A 15,651-nucleotide genomic window follows, 5' to 3' on the forward strand; every position below is an offset into this window, starting at 1 on the left:
ATAGGGCTCGGGCGGCCGGGTCGCCGCGTGACGCGGCACCCGCCCCCTGAGCCCCGCCCTCGACCCCGTTCCCTCAGACACCACACTTCCGATCGAGAGAAGGACACCTGTGATCGACGTCAATACCTTCGACGAGCTGCGCATCGGTCTTGCGACGCCCGATGACATCCGCGGCTGGTCCCACGGCGAGGTCAAGAAGCCGGAGACCATCAACTACCGCACCCTGAAGCCCGAGATGGACGGCCTCTTCTGCGAGCGCATCTTCGGCCCCACCCGGGACTGGGAGTGCTACTGCGGCAAGTACAAGCGCGTCCGCTTCAAGGGCATCATCTGCGAGCGCTGCGGCGTGGAGGTCACCAAGTCCTCCGTGCGCCGTGAGCGCATGGGCCACGTGGAGCTCGCCGCCCCCGTCACCCACATCTGGTACTTCAAGGGCGTGCCGAGCCGCCTGGGCTACCTGCTGGACCTTGCGCCGAAGGATCTCGAGAAGATCATCTACTTCGCCGCGTACATGATCACGGCAGTGGATGATCAGGCACGTCACGACGACATGCCGGACCTCCAGGCCCGCTTCGATCTCGAGGTCAAGGAGCTCGAGAACGAGCGCGACGCCGCGATCAACAACCGCGCGCTGTCCGCGGAGAAGGACCTCGCCCAGCTCGAGGAGGAGGGTGCGAAGGCCGACGCGAAGCGCAAGGTCCGCGACTCCGGCGAGCGTGAGCAGGCCCAGATCCGCAAGAAGTACGACGCCGAGATCGACCGCATCACTCGCATCTGGGAGCGCTTCAAGACTCTCAAGGTCGCTGACCTCGAGGGTGACGAGCAGCTCTACCGTGCGATGAAGCTGCGCTACGGCACGTACTTCGAGGGCGGCATGGGCGCCGAGGCGATCCAGCGTCGTCTGGCCGACTTCGACCTCGAGGCCGAGTCGGTGCTGCTGCGCGAGATCATCGCCACCGGCAAGGGGCAGAAGAAGGCCCGTGCGCTCAAGCGCCTCAAGGTCGTCTCCGCCTTCCTCACCACCACGAATTCGCCGGTGGGCATGGTGCTGGACGCCGTCCCGGTGATCCCGCCGGACCTGCGTCCGATGGTGCAGCTGGACGGTGGCCGCTTCGCGACCTCCGACCTCAACGACCTGTACCGCCGCGTGATCAACCGCAACAACCGCCTCAAGCGGCTGCTGGATCTCGGTGCTCCCGAGATCATCGTGAACAACGAGAAGCGGATGCTGCAGGAGTCGGTCGACTCGCTGTTCGACAACGGTCGTCGTGGCCGTCCGGTCACCGGACCGGGCAACCGCCCGCTGAAGTCGCTCTCGGACATGCTCAAGGGCAAGCAGGGTCGTTTCCGTCAGAACCTGCTCGGCAAGCGCGTGGACTACTCCGCCCGCTCCGTGATCGTCAACGGCCCGCAGCTGCGCCTGCACCAGTGCGGCCTGCCCAAGGGCATGGCGCTCGAGCTCTTCAAGCCCTTCGTCATGAAGCGCCTGGTCGAGCTCAGCCACGCCCAGAACGTCAAGGCCGCCAAGCGGATGGTCGAGCGGGCACGCCCCGAGGTGTGGGACGTCCTCGAAGAGGTCATCACCGAGCACCCGGTGCTGCTGAACCGTGCGCCCACCCTGCACCGTCTGGGCATCCAGGCGTTCGAGCCGCAGCTCGTCGAGGGCAAGGCCATCCACCTGCACCCGCTCGTGTGCGCCGCGTTCAACGCGGACTTCGACGGCGACCAGATGGCTGTTCACCTGCCGCTGTCGGCAGAGGCGCAGGCTGAGGCCCGCATCCTGATGCTGTCCAGCAACAACATCCTCAAGCCGTCCGACGGCCGCCCCGTGACCATGCCCGCACAGGACATGATCATCGGTCTGTACCACCTCACCACGGTGCGCGAGGGCGTCCCCGGCATCGGTCGGCGCTTCGCCTCCGAGGCCGAGGCGATCATGGCCTACGACCGCGGCGAGCTGGATCTCAACGCGCTGGTGGACATCCGCTTCACGGACATCGTCCCGCCGAGCGACTGGGAGGCCCCCGAGGGCTGGACCGAGGGTGACCCGATCATCCTCACCACCACCCTGGGCGCCGTCCACTTCAACGAGACGCTGCCCGAGGACTTCCCCTTCGTGCAGGGTCAGGTCGGCAAGAAGCGCCTGGGCGGCATCGTCAATGCCCTGGCGGAGCGCTACGACAAGGGCCAGGTCGCCGCATCGCTGGATGCGCTGAAGTCCTATGGCTTCTCCTGGTCGACTCGTTCGGGTGCGTCCTTCGCCCTGTCCGACGTCGTGACCCCGCCGAACAAGGCGGAGATCATCGCGAAGTACGAGGAGAAGAACGCCCAGATCCAGGAGAACCGCGACCTGGGCCTGATCTCCGAGCACGAGCGCAACATGGAGCTCATCGACATCTGGACCGAGGCGACCAACGAGGTCGACCAGGCGATGCGGGCGAACTTCGACTCGAACAACACCATCTTCCGGATGGTGGACTCGGGCGCTCGAGGCAACTGGATGCAGGTCCGCCAGATCGCCGGTATGCGTGGTCTGGTGAACAACCCGAAGGGCGAGATCATCCCGCGCCCGATCCTCTCCAACTACAAGGAGGGGCTCTCGGTCCTGGAGTACTTCATCGCCTCGCACGGCTCCCGCAAGGGCCTGGCGGATACCGCGCTGAAGACCGCGCAGTCGGGCTACCTGACCCGTCGTCTGGTCGATGTCTCGCAGGACGTCATCATCCGTGAGGACAACTGCGGCACGACCAAGGGCCTGGTGCTTCCGATCGCGGTCGAGGAGGCCGGCGTGCTCCGTCCCCACGAGCACGCGGAATCCACCGTCTACGGGCGCGTCCTGGCCACTGCGGCCATCGGCGCCGACGGTACCGAGGCGGCTCCGGCCGGCACCGAGCTGGGCGATGTGCGCATCGAGCAGCTCGTCGAGGCCGGTGTCCGCGAGGTCAAGATCCGCTCCGTGCTGACCTGTGACTCCGCGGTGGGCACCTGTGTCCAGTGCTACGGCAAGTCGCTCGCGACCGGCCAGCTGGTCGACATCGGCGAGGCCGTCGGCATCGTCGCGGCCCAGTCGATCGGCGAGCCCGGCACCCAGCTGACCATGCGTACCTTCCACTCCGGTGGTGTGGCCAGCGCCGAGGGCGACATCACGCACGGTCTGCCGCGTGTGCAGGAGCTCTTCGAGGCCCGTACCCCGGCCGGCTTCGCGCCGATCTCCGAGTTCTCGGGTCGGGTCGAGGTCGAGGAGAACGACAAGCAGCGCCGGATCACGGTCACCCCGGACGACGGCTCCGAGCCGGTGTCCTACACCGTCTCCAAGCGCGTGTCCCTGCTGATCGCCGACGGTGACCACATCGAGGTCGGCCAGAAGCTCACGCTGGGTTCGGTGGACCCGAAGCAGGTCCTGCGGATCCTCGGCCCGCGTGCCGTGCAGCAGCACCTGGTCGACGAGGTGCAGAAGGTCTACATCAGCCAGGGTGTGGACATCCATGCCAAGCACATCGAGGTCATCGTGCGCCAGATGCTCCGTCGCGTGACGGTCATCGAGTCCGGTGACACCGGTCTGCTGCCCGGCGACTTCGCCGAGCGGGTCAACTTCGAGCGGGAGAACCGTCGGGTCCTCTCCGAGGGCGGTCAGCCGGCCTCGGGTCGTCCGGAGCTGATGGGCATCACGAAGGCCTCGCTGGCGACCGAGTCGTGGCTCTCGGCGGCCTCCTTCCAGGAGACCACCCGAGTGCTCACCGAGGCTGCCCTGAACCGCAAGAGCGACAAGCTCATGGGGCTCAAGGAGAACGTCATCATCGGTAAGCTCATCCCCGCTGGCACCGGCCTGTCGCGGTTCCGCCACATCGCGGTCGAGCCCACCGACGAGGCCAAGGCACAGATGTACCAGGTGCCGGGCTACGACGAGCTGGACTTCTCCGGCTTCGGCCAGACCGGTGCCGTCAACCTCGACGACATCGACTACGCAGATCCGTTCCGCACTGATTTCCGGTGATCCGGTGATCCTGCGCTGAGCGCGGGAGCTCGTCCGCCGTCGAGGCGGCGCACGAGCGACCACACGCCGCGGGGCGGCTCCACTTCGGTGGGGCCGCCCCGCGGCGTCTTTGCGTCCGGGGCCTGCTGCCGATGCCCCTGTATAGGGACTGGCGCTGCTCCCGTCTAGGGAAGGACCCCCGCACGAGGGCACGGGGGACTGGCGCGAGAGGGCACGGGGAGGGATCCGCGGCAGATGGCTGTGGGGGAGTGGCGGCGAACGCGTCCGCTGTGGTCCCGGTCGCGTTCCAGGCGGATCCAGGGCTCTGCGGCGTGACCTGGCAGACCCTGAGGTTCACGAGAGGGTAAAGACCTCTCGGGTGCTTCTTCAAACTCTCGCCTCTCCCCTTACGCAATGGGACGAACCGGGAAACGATGGCACCTGGCAGTTCCCGCGCAGGCTTTCCTGCCGCATCTCCGTCGGAGTGCGTGCGCGTGCCGGAGCTGCATGCCCCACCTGCTGGGGACCGGAGCTCTGAGAACGACACGAACGCCGCATGCCGCGGCAAGGAACAGGTGGAACAGTGAAGAAGACCCCGTGGATCGTCGCAGCCGCAACCGTGTGCGTCGTCGCTGTCGGAGGTGGCGGCACCGCGTTCGCCATGTCGAATGAGGCGCAGCTCAACGTGTACGGCGAGGAATCCTCGGTGCGCACCTTCTCGCAGCCCACCGTGGGGGATCTGCTCTCCGCCCAGGGCATCGAGGTCAAGGACACCGACCTGGTGGTGCCGGCCCTGACGGAGGCCGTCACCGACGGCCTCGAGATCCAGGTCATCCAGCGCACCCCGGTCACCGTCACCATCGACGGGGTGGCGAAGGATCTGCTCACCACCGGCGACACCGTGGCCGATGCGCTCGAGGAGACCGACTACAAGGCCGAGGGCGCCGTGATCACCCCGGAGCCCACCTCCTCGCTCAGCGCCGCGAACGGCGAGGTCGAGATCGTCACCCGTAAGACGGTCACCTTCGTCGGCCAGAAGGGCCAGGACACCTTCGAGGTGTCCGCCCTGACCGTTGGCGAGGCGATGGAGAAGGTGCTCGGAGATATCGAGGACACCGACACCGCCGACGTCCCCCGCGACACCCTGCTCGAGGACGGCGCGACCCACACGGTCCAACGCGTCCGCGAGGGCGAGCGCACCGAGTCTGTCGAGATCCCGTTCGAGACGAAGACCGTCGAGGATGATTCGCTGCTCGAGGGCAAGACCAAGACCACCACCGAGGGCAAGGCGGGCGCCACCGAGAAGGTCTTCGCCGAGAAGACCGTCGACGGTGAGGTCACCGAGTCCGAGCTGGTCTCCGAGACCGTCGTCACCGAGCCGGTGACCGAGGTCGTCGCCAAGGGCACCAAGCCCGCCCCGAAGCCGGAGCCCGTGCAGGAGGAGAAGTCGTCCTCCGAGAAGTCCTCCAGCGAGAAGCGCAGCACCGGCAGCAAGTCCAACCGCAGCTCCGAGCGCAGCTCGTCGGAGTCCTCCGGGAACACCGGTGCCTCGGCGCCGGCTGCTCCGTCGGGCTCCGTGTGGGACCGCATCGCCCAGTGCGAGTCCGGTGGCAACTGGTCCATCAACACCGGCAACGGCTACTACGGCGGCCTGCAGTTCAGTGCAGGAACCTGGAAGGCCTTCGGCGGCGGCAAGTACGCCTCCACCGCGAACCAGGCCACCCGCGGCCAGCAGATCGACATCGCCAAGAAGGTTCAGGCCCAGCAGGGCTGGGGCGCATGGCCCTCCTGCACCTCCAAGCTCGGCATCCGCTGAGCGACGTACTGACGTGCTGATGCACTGATCTTCCACGGGACCCCGGGCTTCTGGCCCGGGGTCCCGTTGTGCGTGGGATCCAGTGGGATCCACGGCGTCAGGGATGTGCAGTACAGCTCGCATAGCGCTGACCTGGGGAGATGCTGGCTCTCGCCGGGCGCTTTGCTGCGGGTTCGGCCGGCGGTCACAGGGCGTCATGTGATCTGTGTCGGAACCTCCCAGAAGCTTTGACCGCATCCCGCGCATCTCAGTAGACTGCGTATGCGTCCGGAGTGCCCTCTGGTCGTGACCCGGGACTGACCCGCGTGCCCTTCGGGGCTGCGGGGGGTGTCCCCCGCGAGGAGCGGATCCTCGCGGTGTGCCCGAATATGGGAAGGGTGGCCATGCCCGGCCTCCTGCCCCGGGGCGCCGATCACGGTCCTCCTGGACGCCCGACTGGTGCCATCACCTGTCGGGCGGGCCGATACGCCGAGCCTCCCGGGCCATGGGGGCGGTGAATATCGGGTCGCCGACCGTGCAAGCGGTCGAAGATGTTGATCCTTCGGTGCCAACAGCTCCGAGGGCTGACAAGGAAGAGAAGCTGTGCCTACTATTCAGCAGTTGGTGCGCAAGGGGCGGGACGGTCGTTCGTCCTCCTCCAAGACGCCCGCGCTCCAGGGTTCGCCCCAGCGCCGCGGTGTCTGCACCCGCGTCTACACCCAGACCCCCAAGAAGCCGAACTCTGCGCTGCGCAAGATCGCGCGTGTGCGGCTGTCGACCGGCATCGAGGTCAGCGCCTACATCCCCGGCGAGGGCCACAACCTCCAGGAGCACTCGATCGTGCTCGTCCGCGGCGGTCGTGTGAAGGACCTCCCCGGCGTGCGCTACAAGATCGTTCGCGGCGCACTGGACACCCAGTCCGTCAAGGGCCGCCAGCAGGCGCGCTCGCTCTACGGCGCCAAGAAGGAGAAGAAGTAATGCCTCGTAAGGGCCCCGCTCCCAAGCGCCCGCTGGCCGTCGACCCCGTCTTCGGGTCGCCGATCGTCACGCAGCTCATCAACAAGATCCTCCTGGACGGCAAGAAGACCGTCGCCGAGGGCATCGTCTACGGCGCCCTCGAGGGTGCCCGTGAGAAGAACGGCCAGGATCCGGTCGTCACCCTGAAGAAGGCTCTGGACAACATCCGGCCTTCCCTCGAGGTCCGCTCCCGCCGAGTCGGCGGCGCGACCTACCAGGTGCCGATCGAGGTCAAGCCCGGCCGCTCCACCACGCTGGCGCTGCGCTGGCTGGTCAGCTACTCCCGCGCCCGCCGCGAGAACACCATGACCGAGCGTCTGATGAACGAGATCCTCGACGCCTCCAACGGCCTCGGTGCAGCTGTCAAGCGCCGCGAGGACACCCACAAGATGGCCGAGTCCAACCGCGCCTTCGCTCACTACCGCTGGTGAGTTCACGGTGGGGTTCGCCCGTCTGGGCGGACCCCACCGACTGTCCTTCGGCAGCTCCACCAGCATCCGTTCTCCAGAAAGGCACAGCCCGTGGCACTTGAAGTGCTCAGCGACCTGAACAAGGTCCGCAATATCGGCATCATGGCTCACATCGATGCTGGCAAGACCACCACGACCGAGCGCATCCTCTTCTACACCGGCGTGAACTACAAGATGGGCGAGACCCACGACGGCGCCGGCACGATGGACTGGATGGAGCAGGAGAAGGAGCGCGGCATCACGATCACGTCGGCCGCGACGACCTGCTACTGGCACGACAGCCAGATCAACATCATCGACACCCCCGGCCACGTCGACTTCACCGTCGAGGTGGAGCGTTCGCTGCGCGTGCTGGACGGCGCTGTCGCAGTGTTCGACGGCAAGGAGGGCGTGGAGCCCCAGTCGGAGACCGTCTGGCGCCAGGCCGACAAGTACGACGTGCCCCGCATCTGCTTCGTCAACAAGATGGACAAGCTCGGCGCCGACTTCTTCTTCACCGTCAAGACCATCGTGGACCGCCTCGGCGCGAAGCCGCTGGTCATGCAGGTCCCGATCGGTGCAGAGCACGACTTCACCGGCATCGTCGACCTCGTCGAGATGAAGGCCTACGACTGGCCCGAGACCCTCGAAGAGGACATGCCCGCGATCAACTCGAAGAAGGGTGACCCCTCGCTCGGCCAGTGGCAGCGCGAGATCCCGATCCCCGAGGATCTGGCAGCCACCGTCGAGGAGTACCGCAGCAAGCTCGTCGAGGACGTCGCCGAGAGCTCCGAGGAGCTCATGGAGGCCTACCTCGAGGAGGGCGACCTCACCCTCGAGCAGCTGAAGTCCGGCATCCGCTCGATGACGGTCAACTCCGAGGCATACCCGGTCTTCTGCGGCACCGCGTTCAAGAACAAGGGCGTCCAGCCCATGCTCAACGGTGTCATCGACTACCTGCCCTCGCCGCTCGACGTGCCCCCGATGGTCGGCCACAAGCCGAACGACGAGTCGGTCGAGCTGACCCGCAAGCCCGAGTGGGACGAGCCCTTCTCCGGCCTCGCCTTCAAGGTTGCCGCGCACCCGTTCTTCGGGTCGCTGACCTACGTGCGCGTCTACTCCGGCCAGGTGAAGCAGGGCGATCAGATCCTGAACGCCACCACCGGCAAGAAGGAGCGCGTCGGCAAGCTGTTCCAGATGCACTCCAACAAGGAGAACCCGGTCGATGAGGCCTTCGCGGGCCACATCTACGCGTTCATCGGTCTGAAGGACACCACCACCGGTGACACCCTCACCGATCCGGCGAACCCGATCCAGCTCGAGTCCATGAGCTTCCCGGAGCCGGTCATCTCGGTCGCCATCGAGCCGAAGACCAAGGGCGACCAGGAGAAGCTGGGTGTGGCCATCCAGAAGCTCGCCAAGGAGGACCCGACCTTCCAGGTCGAGCTCGACGAGGAGACCGGCCAGACCGTCATCAAGGGCATGGGCGAGCTGCACCTCGACATCCTCGTGGACCGTATGCGTCGCGAGTTCAACGTCGAGGCCAACATCGGCAAGCCGCAGGTGGCCTACCGCGAGACGATCAAGCGGACGGTGGAGAAGTTCGACTTCACCCACAAGAAGCAGACCGGTGGCTCCGGCCAGTTCGCGAAGATCCAGGTGACCTTCGCTCCGCTGACCGATGCCGAAGACGGCGTGTTCTACGAGTTCGAGAACAAGGTCACCGGCGGCCGCATCCCGCGCGAGTACATCCCGAGCGTGGACGCAGGCATCCAGAGCGCCCTGGTCTCCGGCATCCTCGCCGGCTACCCGGTCGTGAACGTCAAGGCCTCGCTGCTTGACGGCGCCTACCACGACGTCGACTCCTCGGAGATGGCGTTCAAGATCGCCGGCTCCATGGCGGCCAAGGAGGCCCTGCGCAAGGCGCAGCCGGTCCTCCTCGAGCCCCTCATGGACGTCGAGGTCCGTACTCCTGAGGAGTACATGGGAGATGTCATCGGCGATCTGAACTCCAGGCGAGGTCAGATCCAGTCGATGGAGGACGCGAGCGGGGTCAAGATCGTCCGTGCTCTCGTGCCGCTGTCGGAGATGTTCGGCTACGTCGGCGACCTGCGGTCCAAGACCCAGGGCCGTGCGATGTACACCATGCAGTTCGACAGCTACTCGGAGGTCCCGTCCAGCATCGCGGACGAGATCATCGCAAAGACCCGGGGCGAGTGAGGAGTCGGGGGAAGCAGGTAGGCTCCTTCTCCTGTTTCCCCCACACTCCCTTCGGAGCTCCGCCTCGCCGAGGCGGGATCCGATCCCGATCCAGAAGTACCACGATTAGAAGTCCTAGGAGGACACCATCATGGCGAAGGCCAAGTTCGAGCGGACCAAGCCGCACGTCAACATCGGCACCATCGGTCACGTCGACCACGGCAAGACCACGCTGAGCGCTGCGATCTCGAAGGTTCTGTACGACAAGTTCCCGGATCTCAACGAGAAGCGTGACTTCGACACGATCGACAACGCGCCCGAAGAGAAGCAGCGCGGCATCACGATCAACGTCTCGCACATCGAGTACGAGACCGACAAGCGCCACTACGCGCACGTCGACGCCCCCGGGCACGCTGACTACGTGAAGAACATGATCACCGGCGCTGCTCAGATGGACGGCGCGATCCTCGTGGTCGCCGCCACCGACGGCCCGATGGCTCAGACCCGTGAGCACGTCCTGCTCGCCAAGCAGGTCGGCGTTCCCTACCTGCTCGCCGCTCTCAACAAGTCCGACATGGTCGACGACGAGGAAATCCTCGAGCTCGTCGAGATGGAGGTCCGCGAGATGCTGGGCGCTCAGGGCTTCGACGAGGACGCGCCGGTCATCCAGGTCTCCGCTCTCAAGGCCCTCGAGGGTGAAGAGAAGTGGGTCAAGGCCATCGAAGAGCTCATGGACGCCGTGGATGAGTCCATCCCGGACCCCGTCCGCGATCTCGACCAGGCCTTCCTGATGCCGATCGAGGACGTCTTCACGATCCAGGGTCGTGGCACCGTCGTCACCGGCAAGGTCGACCGCGGCAAGCTCGCGATCAACTCCGAGGTCGAGATCCTCGGCATCCGCGAGCCGCAGAAGACGATCGTCACCGGCATCGAGATGTTCCACAAGCAGATGGACGAAGCATGGGCCGGCGAGAACTGCGGTCTGCTGCTGCGTGGCACCAAGCGTGAGGACGTCGAGCGCGGCCAGGTCGTCGCCAAGCCCGGCACCATCACCCCCCACACGAACTTCGAGGCGCAGGTCTACATCCTGTCCAAGGACGAGGGCGGGCGTCACAACCCGTTCTACTCGAACTACCGCCCGCAGTTCTACTTCCGCACCACCGACGTCACCGGCGTCATCACGCTGCCCGAGGGCACCGAGATGGTCATGCCCGGCGACAACACCGAGATGACGGTCGAGCTGATCCAGCCGATCGCCATGGAGGAGGGCCTCGGCTTCGCCATCCGTGAGGGTGGCCGCACCGTGGGCTCCGGCCGCGTCACCAAGATCACCAAGTGATCGCCGCGGGGGTGACCCCGCAACCGTGAGGCGCTCTCTCTGCGAGCGCTGAGCAACGAAGACCCCGCACCGGGATGACCGGTGCGGGGTCTTTCGTCGTCTCTGGGCCCGCTCCGTCTTCGGGCCCACGCCGTACAGCTGATCATCCTGCCGATGCGCGTGAGCAGCAGGACGGGCAGCAGGGCAGCAGGGCAGCAGAAGGGCTGGCGGCAGGTGCCCGGGCCAGCTGGAGGGCAGGCCGGCAGGCGGCGAGGACGGCGGGACGGCAGGCCAGTGAGCTCCTGAGGACCACGGAGCTCAGGGGCACGGGGCAGAGAAAGGCCCCCGCACCAAGCACGCCCGACGTGCTGATGCGGGGGCCTGCCCCCTGAGCCGAACCGGTCAGCGCGAGGCGTCGCCGTCCTGGCTGCCGTCCTGCGGGGGAGCGGCATGATCGCCTCTGCTCGGACGGCCGTCCGGTGTGGAGTGGGACTGTGAGGCACCCCCGGCACCAGGCGCAGGCTCGGGCGCAGGTGCCGGCGCTCCGAAGCTGCCGGAGGCGGCAGACGCCTGCGGAGTCGACGGCGAGGTCGCCTGCTCATGGAGGGGTGCACCGGCCGGCTTCCCGAAGGTGGGCCGGTGGCTGCGAGGCTCTCCCTGGGCTGGGGACGCGCCGGAGGCCGGCTGTCCGTAGCTGGGTCGGGCGGGTGCGCCGGACACGGGTGCGCCGGGCTGCGGCGTGCGTGCGCCGAACTGCTGGCCCCCGCTGGAGGGTGCGCCTGCGTGGGGGAGCGGGGTATGGCCGTGAGGCGGAGCCGTCACCGGGGCGGGTGCAGCGGTGGGAGCGGGCCCCGCACCGGAGTCAGCGAGGATCTGGCGCGCCTGCGCGGCGTGCTTGTGCTCGACGAGCAGCTCGTACTGCATCGGGATGGTCGAGGTCATCGAGGTGAAGTCACGCTTGCCCCCGGTCATCGCATATCCGATGACGGACCACACGGTGAAGAACACCATGCCCATCAGGACGCTGGTCACCACGATCATGAGGTCGCCCGGGTTCAGCAGCATCAGGAGCAGGCCCAGGAACAGTCCCATCCACAGGCCCGAGAGCACGCCCTGCCCGACCACCCGCGGCCAGGTCTTTCGCCCCGTGACCCGCTCCATCAGCTTCAGATCCGTGCCCACGATCAGCGTGCTCTGCACCGGGAACTCACGGTCCGCCAGGGTGTCGACCACGGACTGCACCTCCTGGTAGGTGTTGTAGACGCCGAGAGAGCGCGGGTACTCGAGGTCGTACAGGCGCGCCGTCAGCGGCGACGCGGAGCGGGGGGACTGCATCGGTTGGCTCATGGAGCCCACGGTAGAGCAGTCGTGAGAGAACTTGCTGGGTTCCGCCCGCACGGCGGCAGGGGGTGCAGGTAACGATCCGGGGCACGCCGCTGAAAACCACGTGACGCGCGACATAAACGACTACTGTCCTGTACAGCACTCGTATTCGACGACGAACAACGAATGAGGACACCATGGACGCTGAGCGCGATCCCCTGCTCGAGACTCCCCTGGACAGAATGGGCGCTTCCCGCCGCCGCTTCCTCTCTCTCGCCTCCCTCGGCACCGGTGCCGTGGCCTTGAGCGCCTGTGCGGCTGGCGGTGGTGGCGGTGACGACGAAGGAAGTGACGGCGGTGGCGCTGTCGCCACGGGTGGCGGCGACGTCAGCGATGAGAACCCCTTCGGTGTCGAAGCGGATTCGACCGTCGACGTGGTCATCTTCAACGGTGGCTACGGCGACCAGTATGCAAAGGATGCCGGAACGAAGTTCGAGGAGCTCTACCCCGAGGCGACCGCTGCGGTGACCTCGACCGTGAACATCCAGCCCGACCTCCAACCCCGCTTCATCGGCGGCAACCCCCCGGACCTGTTCGACAACTCAGGTGCGCAGTCGATGAACGCCAGCGCCCTGATCTCCGAGGGCAGCCTCGCGGACCTCGCCGCCCTCATCAAGGCGCCGTCGCTCGACGGCGGCACCATCGAGGAGTCCCTGCTGCCCGGTGTGCTGGTGCCGGGCACCTACTCCGGCAAGCTGTACGCGCTGAACTACATGTACACCGTCTTCGCCCTGTGGTATTCGGCCAAGCAGTTCGAGGACAAGGGCTGGGAGGCCCCTACCACCTGGGACGATGTCATGACCATCGCCGAGGCCGCCAAGGGTGAGGGTCTGGCCATGTTCGCCTGGGGCGGTCAGAACGCCGCCGACTACTATCACGAGCTCGCGCTGTCGATGGCGATCAAGCAGGGCGGCCCGGAGGTCGCGAAGATGCTGGATCGCCTGGAGGAGGGCGCCTATGAGCAGCCCACCGTGGTCGATGCCTTCGCCGCGATCGAGGAGGCCGTCAAGGCCGGGTACTTCCTCTCCGGCGGCGCCGGCATCAAGCACACCGAGGCCCAGACCCAGTGGGTGACCGGCAAGGCGGTCATGTACCCCTCCGGGTCCTGGATCGAGAATGAGCAGCGCAGCACCACGCCCGAGGACTACGCCATGACCGGCGCCCCGACCCCGATGCTCGCCGACGGCGGCACGATGAGCCCGACCGCCATCCACGGCGCTGCCGGCGAGCCCTTCATGGTCCCCAGCAAGGCCGCCAACGGGGCAGGCGGGCTCGAGTTCCTCCGCGTCATGCTCTCCAAGGAGCAGTGCGAGAACTTCTCGAAGCTCACCTCCTCGATGACGATCGTCAAAGACACCATCCCCGACGACGGCTTCGGCTCGACGGGTCTGGCCTCGGTCAGCTCCATGATCGACGCCGCCGGAGAGGATGTCTTCACCTACAACTTCACCGACTGGTACGGCATGGGTGATGAGTTCAAGCCCCTGTGGGCGGAGTTCCTCAACGGTGACGTCACCGCCGACGAGGCGCGGGAGCGTTCGCAGGCTGCGATCGACAAGGTCCGCGAAGACGACAGCATCGAGAAGTTCGACGTCGAATGATGGCGGTAGTCCCCGCGGCCACTCCTCCGGTGAGCGCCCCGCGCTCCCGGGGGAGGCGTGCCCGCATCACCCCTTCCCGCGTGCTGTTCTTCGCGCTCTTCCTCGGCCTCCCGATGCTGATCTATGTCGTGTTCGTGGTCTCGCCGTTCCTGCAGGCGTTCTACTACTCGCTGACCGACTGGCGCGGCCTGGCCAGGGCGCCGCAGTTCATCGGGCTGGACAACTACGTCACGCTCTTCCACGACGACGTCTTCCGTCGGGCACTGCGGAACAACATGATCTTCATGATCGTGCTGCCCACCGTGACCATCACCCTCGCCTTCATCCTGGCCATCCTGGTGACGGTGGGTGGGGACAGCCGCGGCACGATCCGCGGCATCCGCGGCGCGACGATCTTCCGGGTCGTCAGCTTCTTCCCCTACGTCATCCCCGCGGTGGTCGTCGGGATCCTCTTCGCCTTCATCTACTCGCCCAACGGCGGGCTCCTGAACGGGCTGCTGAACCTGGTGGGGTTGGACATCCACATCGCCTGGTTGGGCGATCGGCGCTTCGCACTGGCGGCGATCGTGGCCGCCGTGGTGTGGAGCCTGGTGGGCTTCTACATGGTCCTGTTCGTCGCGGCGATCAAGTCGATCCCCTCCGAGGTGGTCGAGGCGGCCCGCATCGACGGGGCCGGTCGCTTCCGCCTCTCCGTGGCGGTGATCCTGCCGATGGTGCGGGAGAACGTCTCCACGGCGGCGGTCTATATGGGGATCATGGCGCTGGACATGTTCGTGTACATCAACGTCATGACCCCCAACGGCGGGCTCGGCAAGAGCACCGAGGTGGTCTCGAGGTATCTCTACCAGACTGCATTCAGTGACTCCCGATTCGGCCTCGCCTCGGCGATGGGTGTGGTGATGGCGCTGATCACGATGCTGATGGCTGTCATCGTCCTGTTCAGCACCCGCCAGAAGGGGGAGCGATGAACACCGAGCTCAAGGCGCCCCGATCCGCGCCGGCACACTCCACCGGCGCGACAGCCGCGTCCCGTCGGCGCCGGGCCAATCCGAAGGACCGCGTGTTCACGGTGGTCGCCCAGACCATCCTCTCGCTGTGGGCGCTGGTCGTGCTCTTGCCGTTGCTGTGGACGGTCTTCAGCTCCTTCAAGAGCTCCGGCGGGATCCTCGCCTCTCCGTTCGCCATGCCGGAATCATGGAACTTCGACAACTTCGTCACCGCCTGGACGGAAGCCGGCATCGGCCGATTCTTCGGCAACACCGTGCTGGTGGTGGGCGTCGCACTGGTGCTGGTCATGCTGCTCGGCGCGATGTGCGCCTACGTGCTGGCGAGGTACGACTTCCCGGGCCGGCAGGTGCTGTACTACGGCCTGATCGCCGGGCTCACCTTCCCGCTGTTCCTCGCGGTGGTGCCGCTGTTCTTCATCATGGAGTCGCTGTACATCCGCGGCACCTACATCGGCCTCATCCTGGCGTATGTGGGCTTCGCGCTCCCGTTCACCGTGTTCTTCCTCTACGCCTTCTTCCGGCAGCTGCCGGAAGAGATCGCGGAGGCGGCGGCGATCGACGGCGCGGGGGACTTCCGGACCTTCTTCCAGGTGATGCTGCCGATGGCGGGCCCGGGCATGGCCAGCGTGACGATCTTCAACTTCCTGGGCCTGTGGAACCAGTTCCTGATCCCGATCGTGCTGAACACCGATCGGGACAAGTACGTCCTCGCCCAGGGTCTTGCGAACATGCAGGCCCAGCAGGGGTACGACTCGGACTGGGGCGCGATGTTCGCCTCCGTCACCATCACCATCATCCCGGTGCTGATCGTGTACCTCATCTTCCAACGTCAGCTGCAGGGCGGGATCGGGCCGAGCACGAACAAGTGATCGGTCGCCTCCCCTCTGAACGGCGGATGTGCCAGCGGGA

At 66.5% G+C, this 15,651-nt stretch carries 10 protein-coding genes; 9 read left to right on the forward strand and 1 reads right to left on the reverse strand.

The genetic code is table 11. The features are described 5' to 3' along the window. Positions 1–109: 109 nt before the first annotated feature. The 6 genes from ACT3SQ_RS02565 (at position 110) to tuf (ending at position 10,772) form a co-directional block, all read left to right on the forward strand. Positions 110–3,994, forward strand: a complete 3,885-nt coding sequence (locus tag ACT3SQ_RS02565; RefSeq protein WP_441444672.1) for a DNA-directed RNA polymerase subunit beta' — start codon at positions 110–112, stop codon at positions 3,992–3,994. Positions 3,995–4,556: 562 nt separating this feature from the next. Next, complete coding sequence (locus tag ACT3SQ_RS02570; RefSeq protein WP_441444673.1) at positions 4,557–5,789, forward strand: resuscitation-promoting factor; 1,233 nt, start codon at positions 4,557–4,559, stop codon at positions 5,787–5,789. Positions 5,790–6,371: 582 nt separating this feature from the next. Next, positions 6,372–6,746, forward strand: a complete 375-nt coding sequence (gene rpsL, locus ACT3SQ_RS02575) for a 30S ribosomal protein S12 (protein ID WP_345076990.1) — start codon at positions 6,372–6,374, stop codon at positions 6,744–6,746. Next, positions 6,746–7,216 (forward strand): 30S ribosomal protein S7, encoded by a 471-nt coding sequence (gene rpsG / locus ACT3SQ_RS02580; RefSeq protein WP_299298842.1) that lies wholly within the window; start codon positions 6,746–6,748, stop codon positions 7,214–7,216. The genes rpsL and rpsG overlap by 1 nt, the downstream gene beginning before the upstream one ends. A 90-nt stretch (positions 7,217–7,306) precedes the next feature. After that, a complete protein-coding gene (fusA, locus tag ACT3SQ_RS02585) occupies positions 7,307–9,454 on the forward strand; it encodes an elongation factor G (protein ID WP_441444674.1) in 2,148 nt (715 codons plus the stop codon). Between the two features lie 130 nt (positions 9,455–9,584). Further along, entirely contained in the window at positions 9,585–10,772 is a 1,188-nt protein-coding gene (gene tuf, locus ACT3SQ_RS02590) for an elongation factor Tu (protein WP_441444675.1), read from the forward strand. A 381-nt stretch (positions 10,773–11,153) separates the two neighbouring features. Here the strand turns inward: tuf and ACT3SQ_RS02595 are convergent, their stop codons facing one another. Beyond that, on the reverse strand, positions 11,154–12,098 hold the full coding sequence (locus ACT3SQ_RS02595; RefSeq protein ID WP_441444676.1) for a general stress protein: 945 nt from the start codon (positions 12,096–12,098) through the stop codon (positions 11,154–11,156). A 173-nt stretch (positions 12,099–12,271) separates the two neighbouring features. On the opposite strand from ACT3SQ_RS02595, the gene ngcE reads away from it, so the two are divergent. From ngcE to ACT3SQ_RS02610, 3 genes are read left to right on the forward strand one after another with little or no spacing between them, the layout of a single operon-like run. Next, positions 12,272–13,735 carry an N-acetylglucosamine/diacetylchitobiose ABC transporter substrate-binding protein gene (ngcE, locus tag ACT3SQ_RS02600; protein WP_441444677.1) on the forward strand — a complete coding sequence of 488 codons (1,464 nt, stop codon included), beginning with the start codon at positions 12,272–12,274 and terminating at the stop codon, positions 13,733–13,735. Next, positions 13,732–14,703, forward strand: coding sequence for a carbohydrate ABC transporter permease (locus ACT3SQ_RS02605; RefSeq protein WP_441444678.1), 972 nt, complete (start codon positions 13,732–13,734; stop codon positions 14,701–14,703). The genes ngcE and ACT3SQ_RS02605 overlap by 4 nt, the downstream gene beginning before the upstream one ends. After that, the gene (locus tag ACT3SQ_RS02610; RefSeq protein ID WP_441444679.1) at positions 14,700–15,611 is read left to right on the forward strand and encodes a carbohydrate ABC transporter permease; all 912 of its coding nucleotides are present in this window, start codon (positions 14,700–14,702) and stop codon (positions 15,609–15,611) included. Before ACT3SQ_RS02605 ends, ACT3SQ_RS02610 begins: the two co-directional genes overlap by 4 nt. Positions 15,612–15,651: the final 40 nt, after the last annotated feature.

It is taken from the genome of Brachybacterium sp. AOP42-C2-15 (genome assembly GCF_052377065.1).
GTDB lineage: Bacteria > Actinomycetota > Actinomycetes > Actinomycetales > Dermabacteraceae > Brachybacterium.

Excerpts from the sequence above, each read along its gene's own strand:
- rpsG (WP_299298842.1), top strand. The coding sequence starts at position 6,746 with ATGCCTCGTAAGGGCCCCGCTCCCAAGCGCCCGCTGGCCGTCGACCCC.
- ACT3SQ_RS02605 (WP_441444678.1), top strand. The coding sequence starts at position 13,732 with ATGATGGCGGTAGTCCCCGCGGCCACTCCTCCGGTGAGCGCCCCGCGC.
- ACT3SQ_RS02595 (WP_441444676.1), bottom strand. The coding sequence starts at position 12,098 with ATGAGCCAACCGATGCAGTCCCCCCGCTCCGCGTCGCCGCTGACGGCG.
- tuf (WP_441444675.1), top strand. The coding sequence starts at position 9,585 with ATGGCGAAGGCCAAGTTCGAGCGGACCAAGCCGCACGTCAACATCGGC.
- ngcE (WP_441444677.1), top strand. The coding sequence starts at position 12,272 with ATGGACGCTGAGCGCGATCCCCTGCTCGAGACTCCCCTGGACAGAATG.
- ACT3SQ_RS02610 (WP_441444679.1), top strand. The coding sequence starts at position 14,700 with ATGAACACCGAGCTCAAGGCGCCCCGATCCGCGCCGGCACACTCCACC.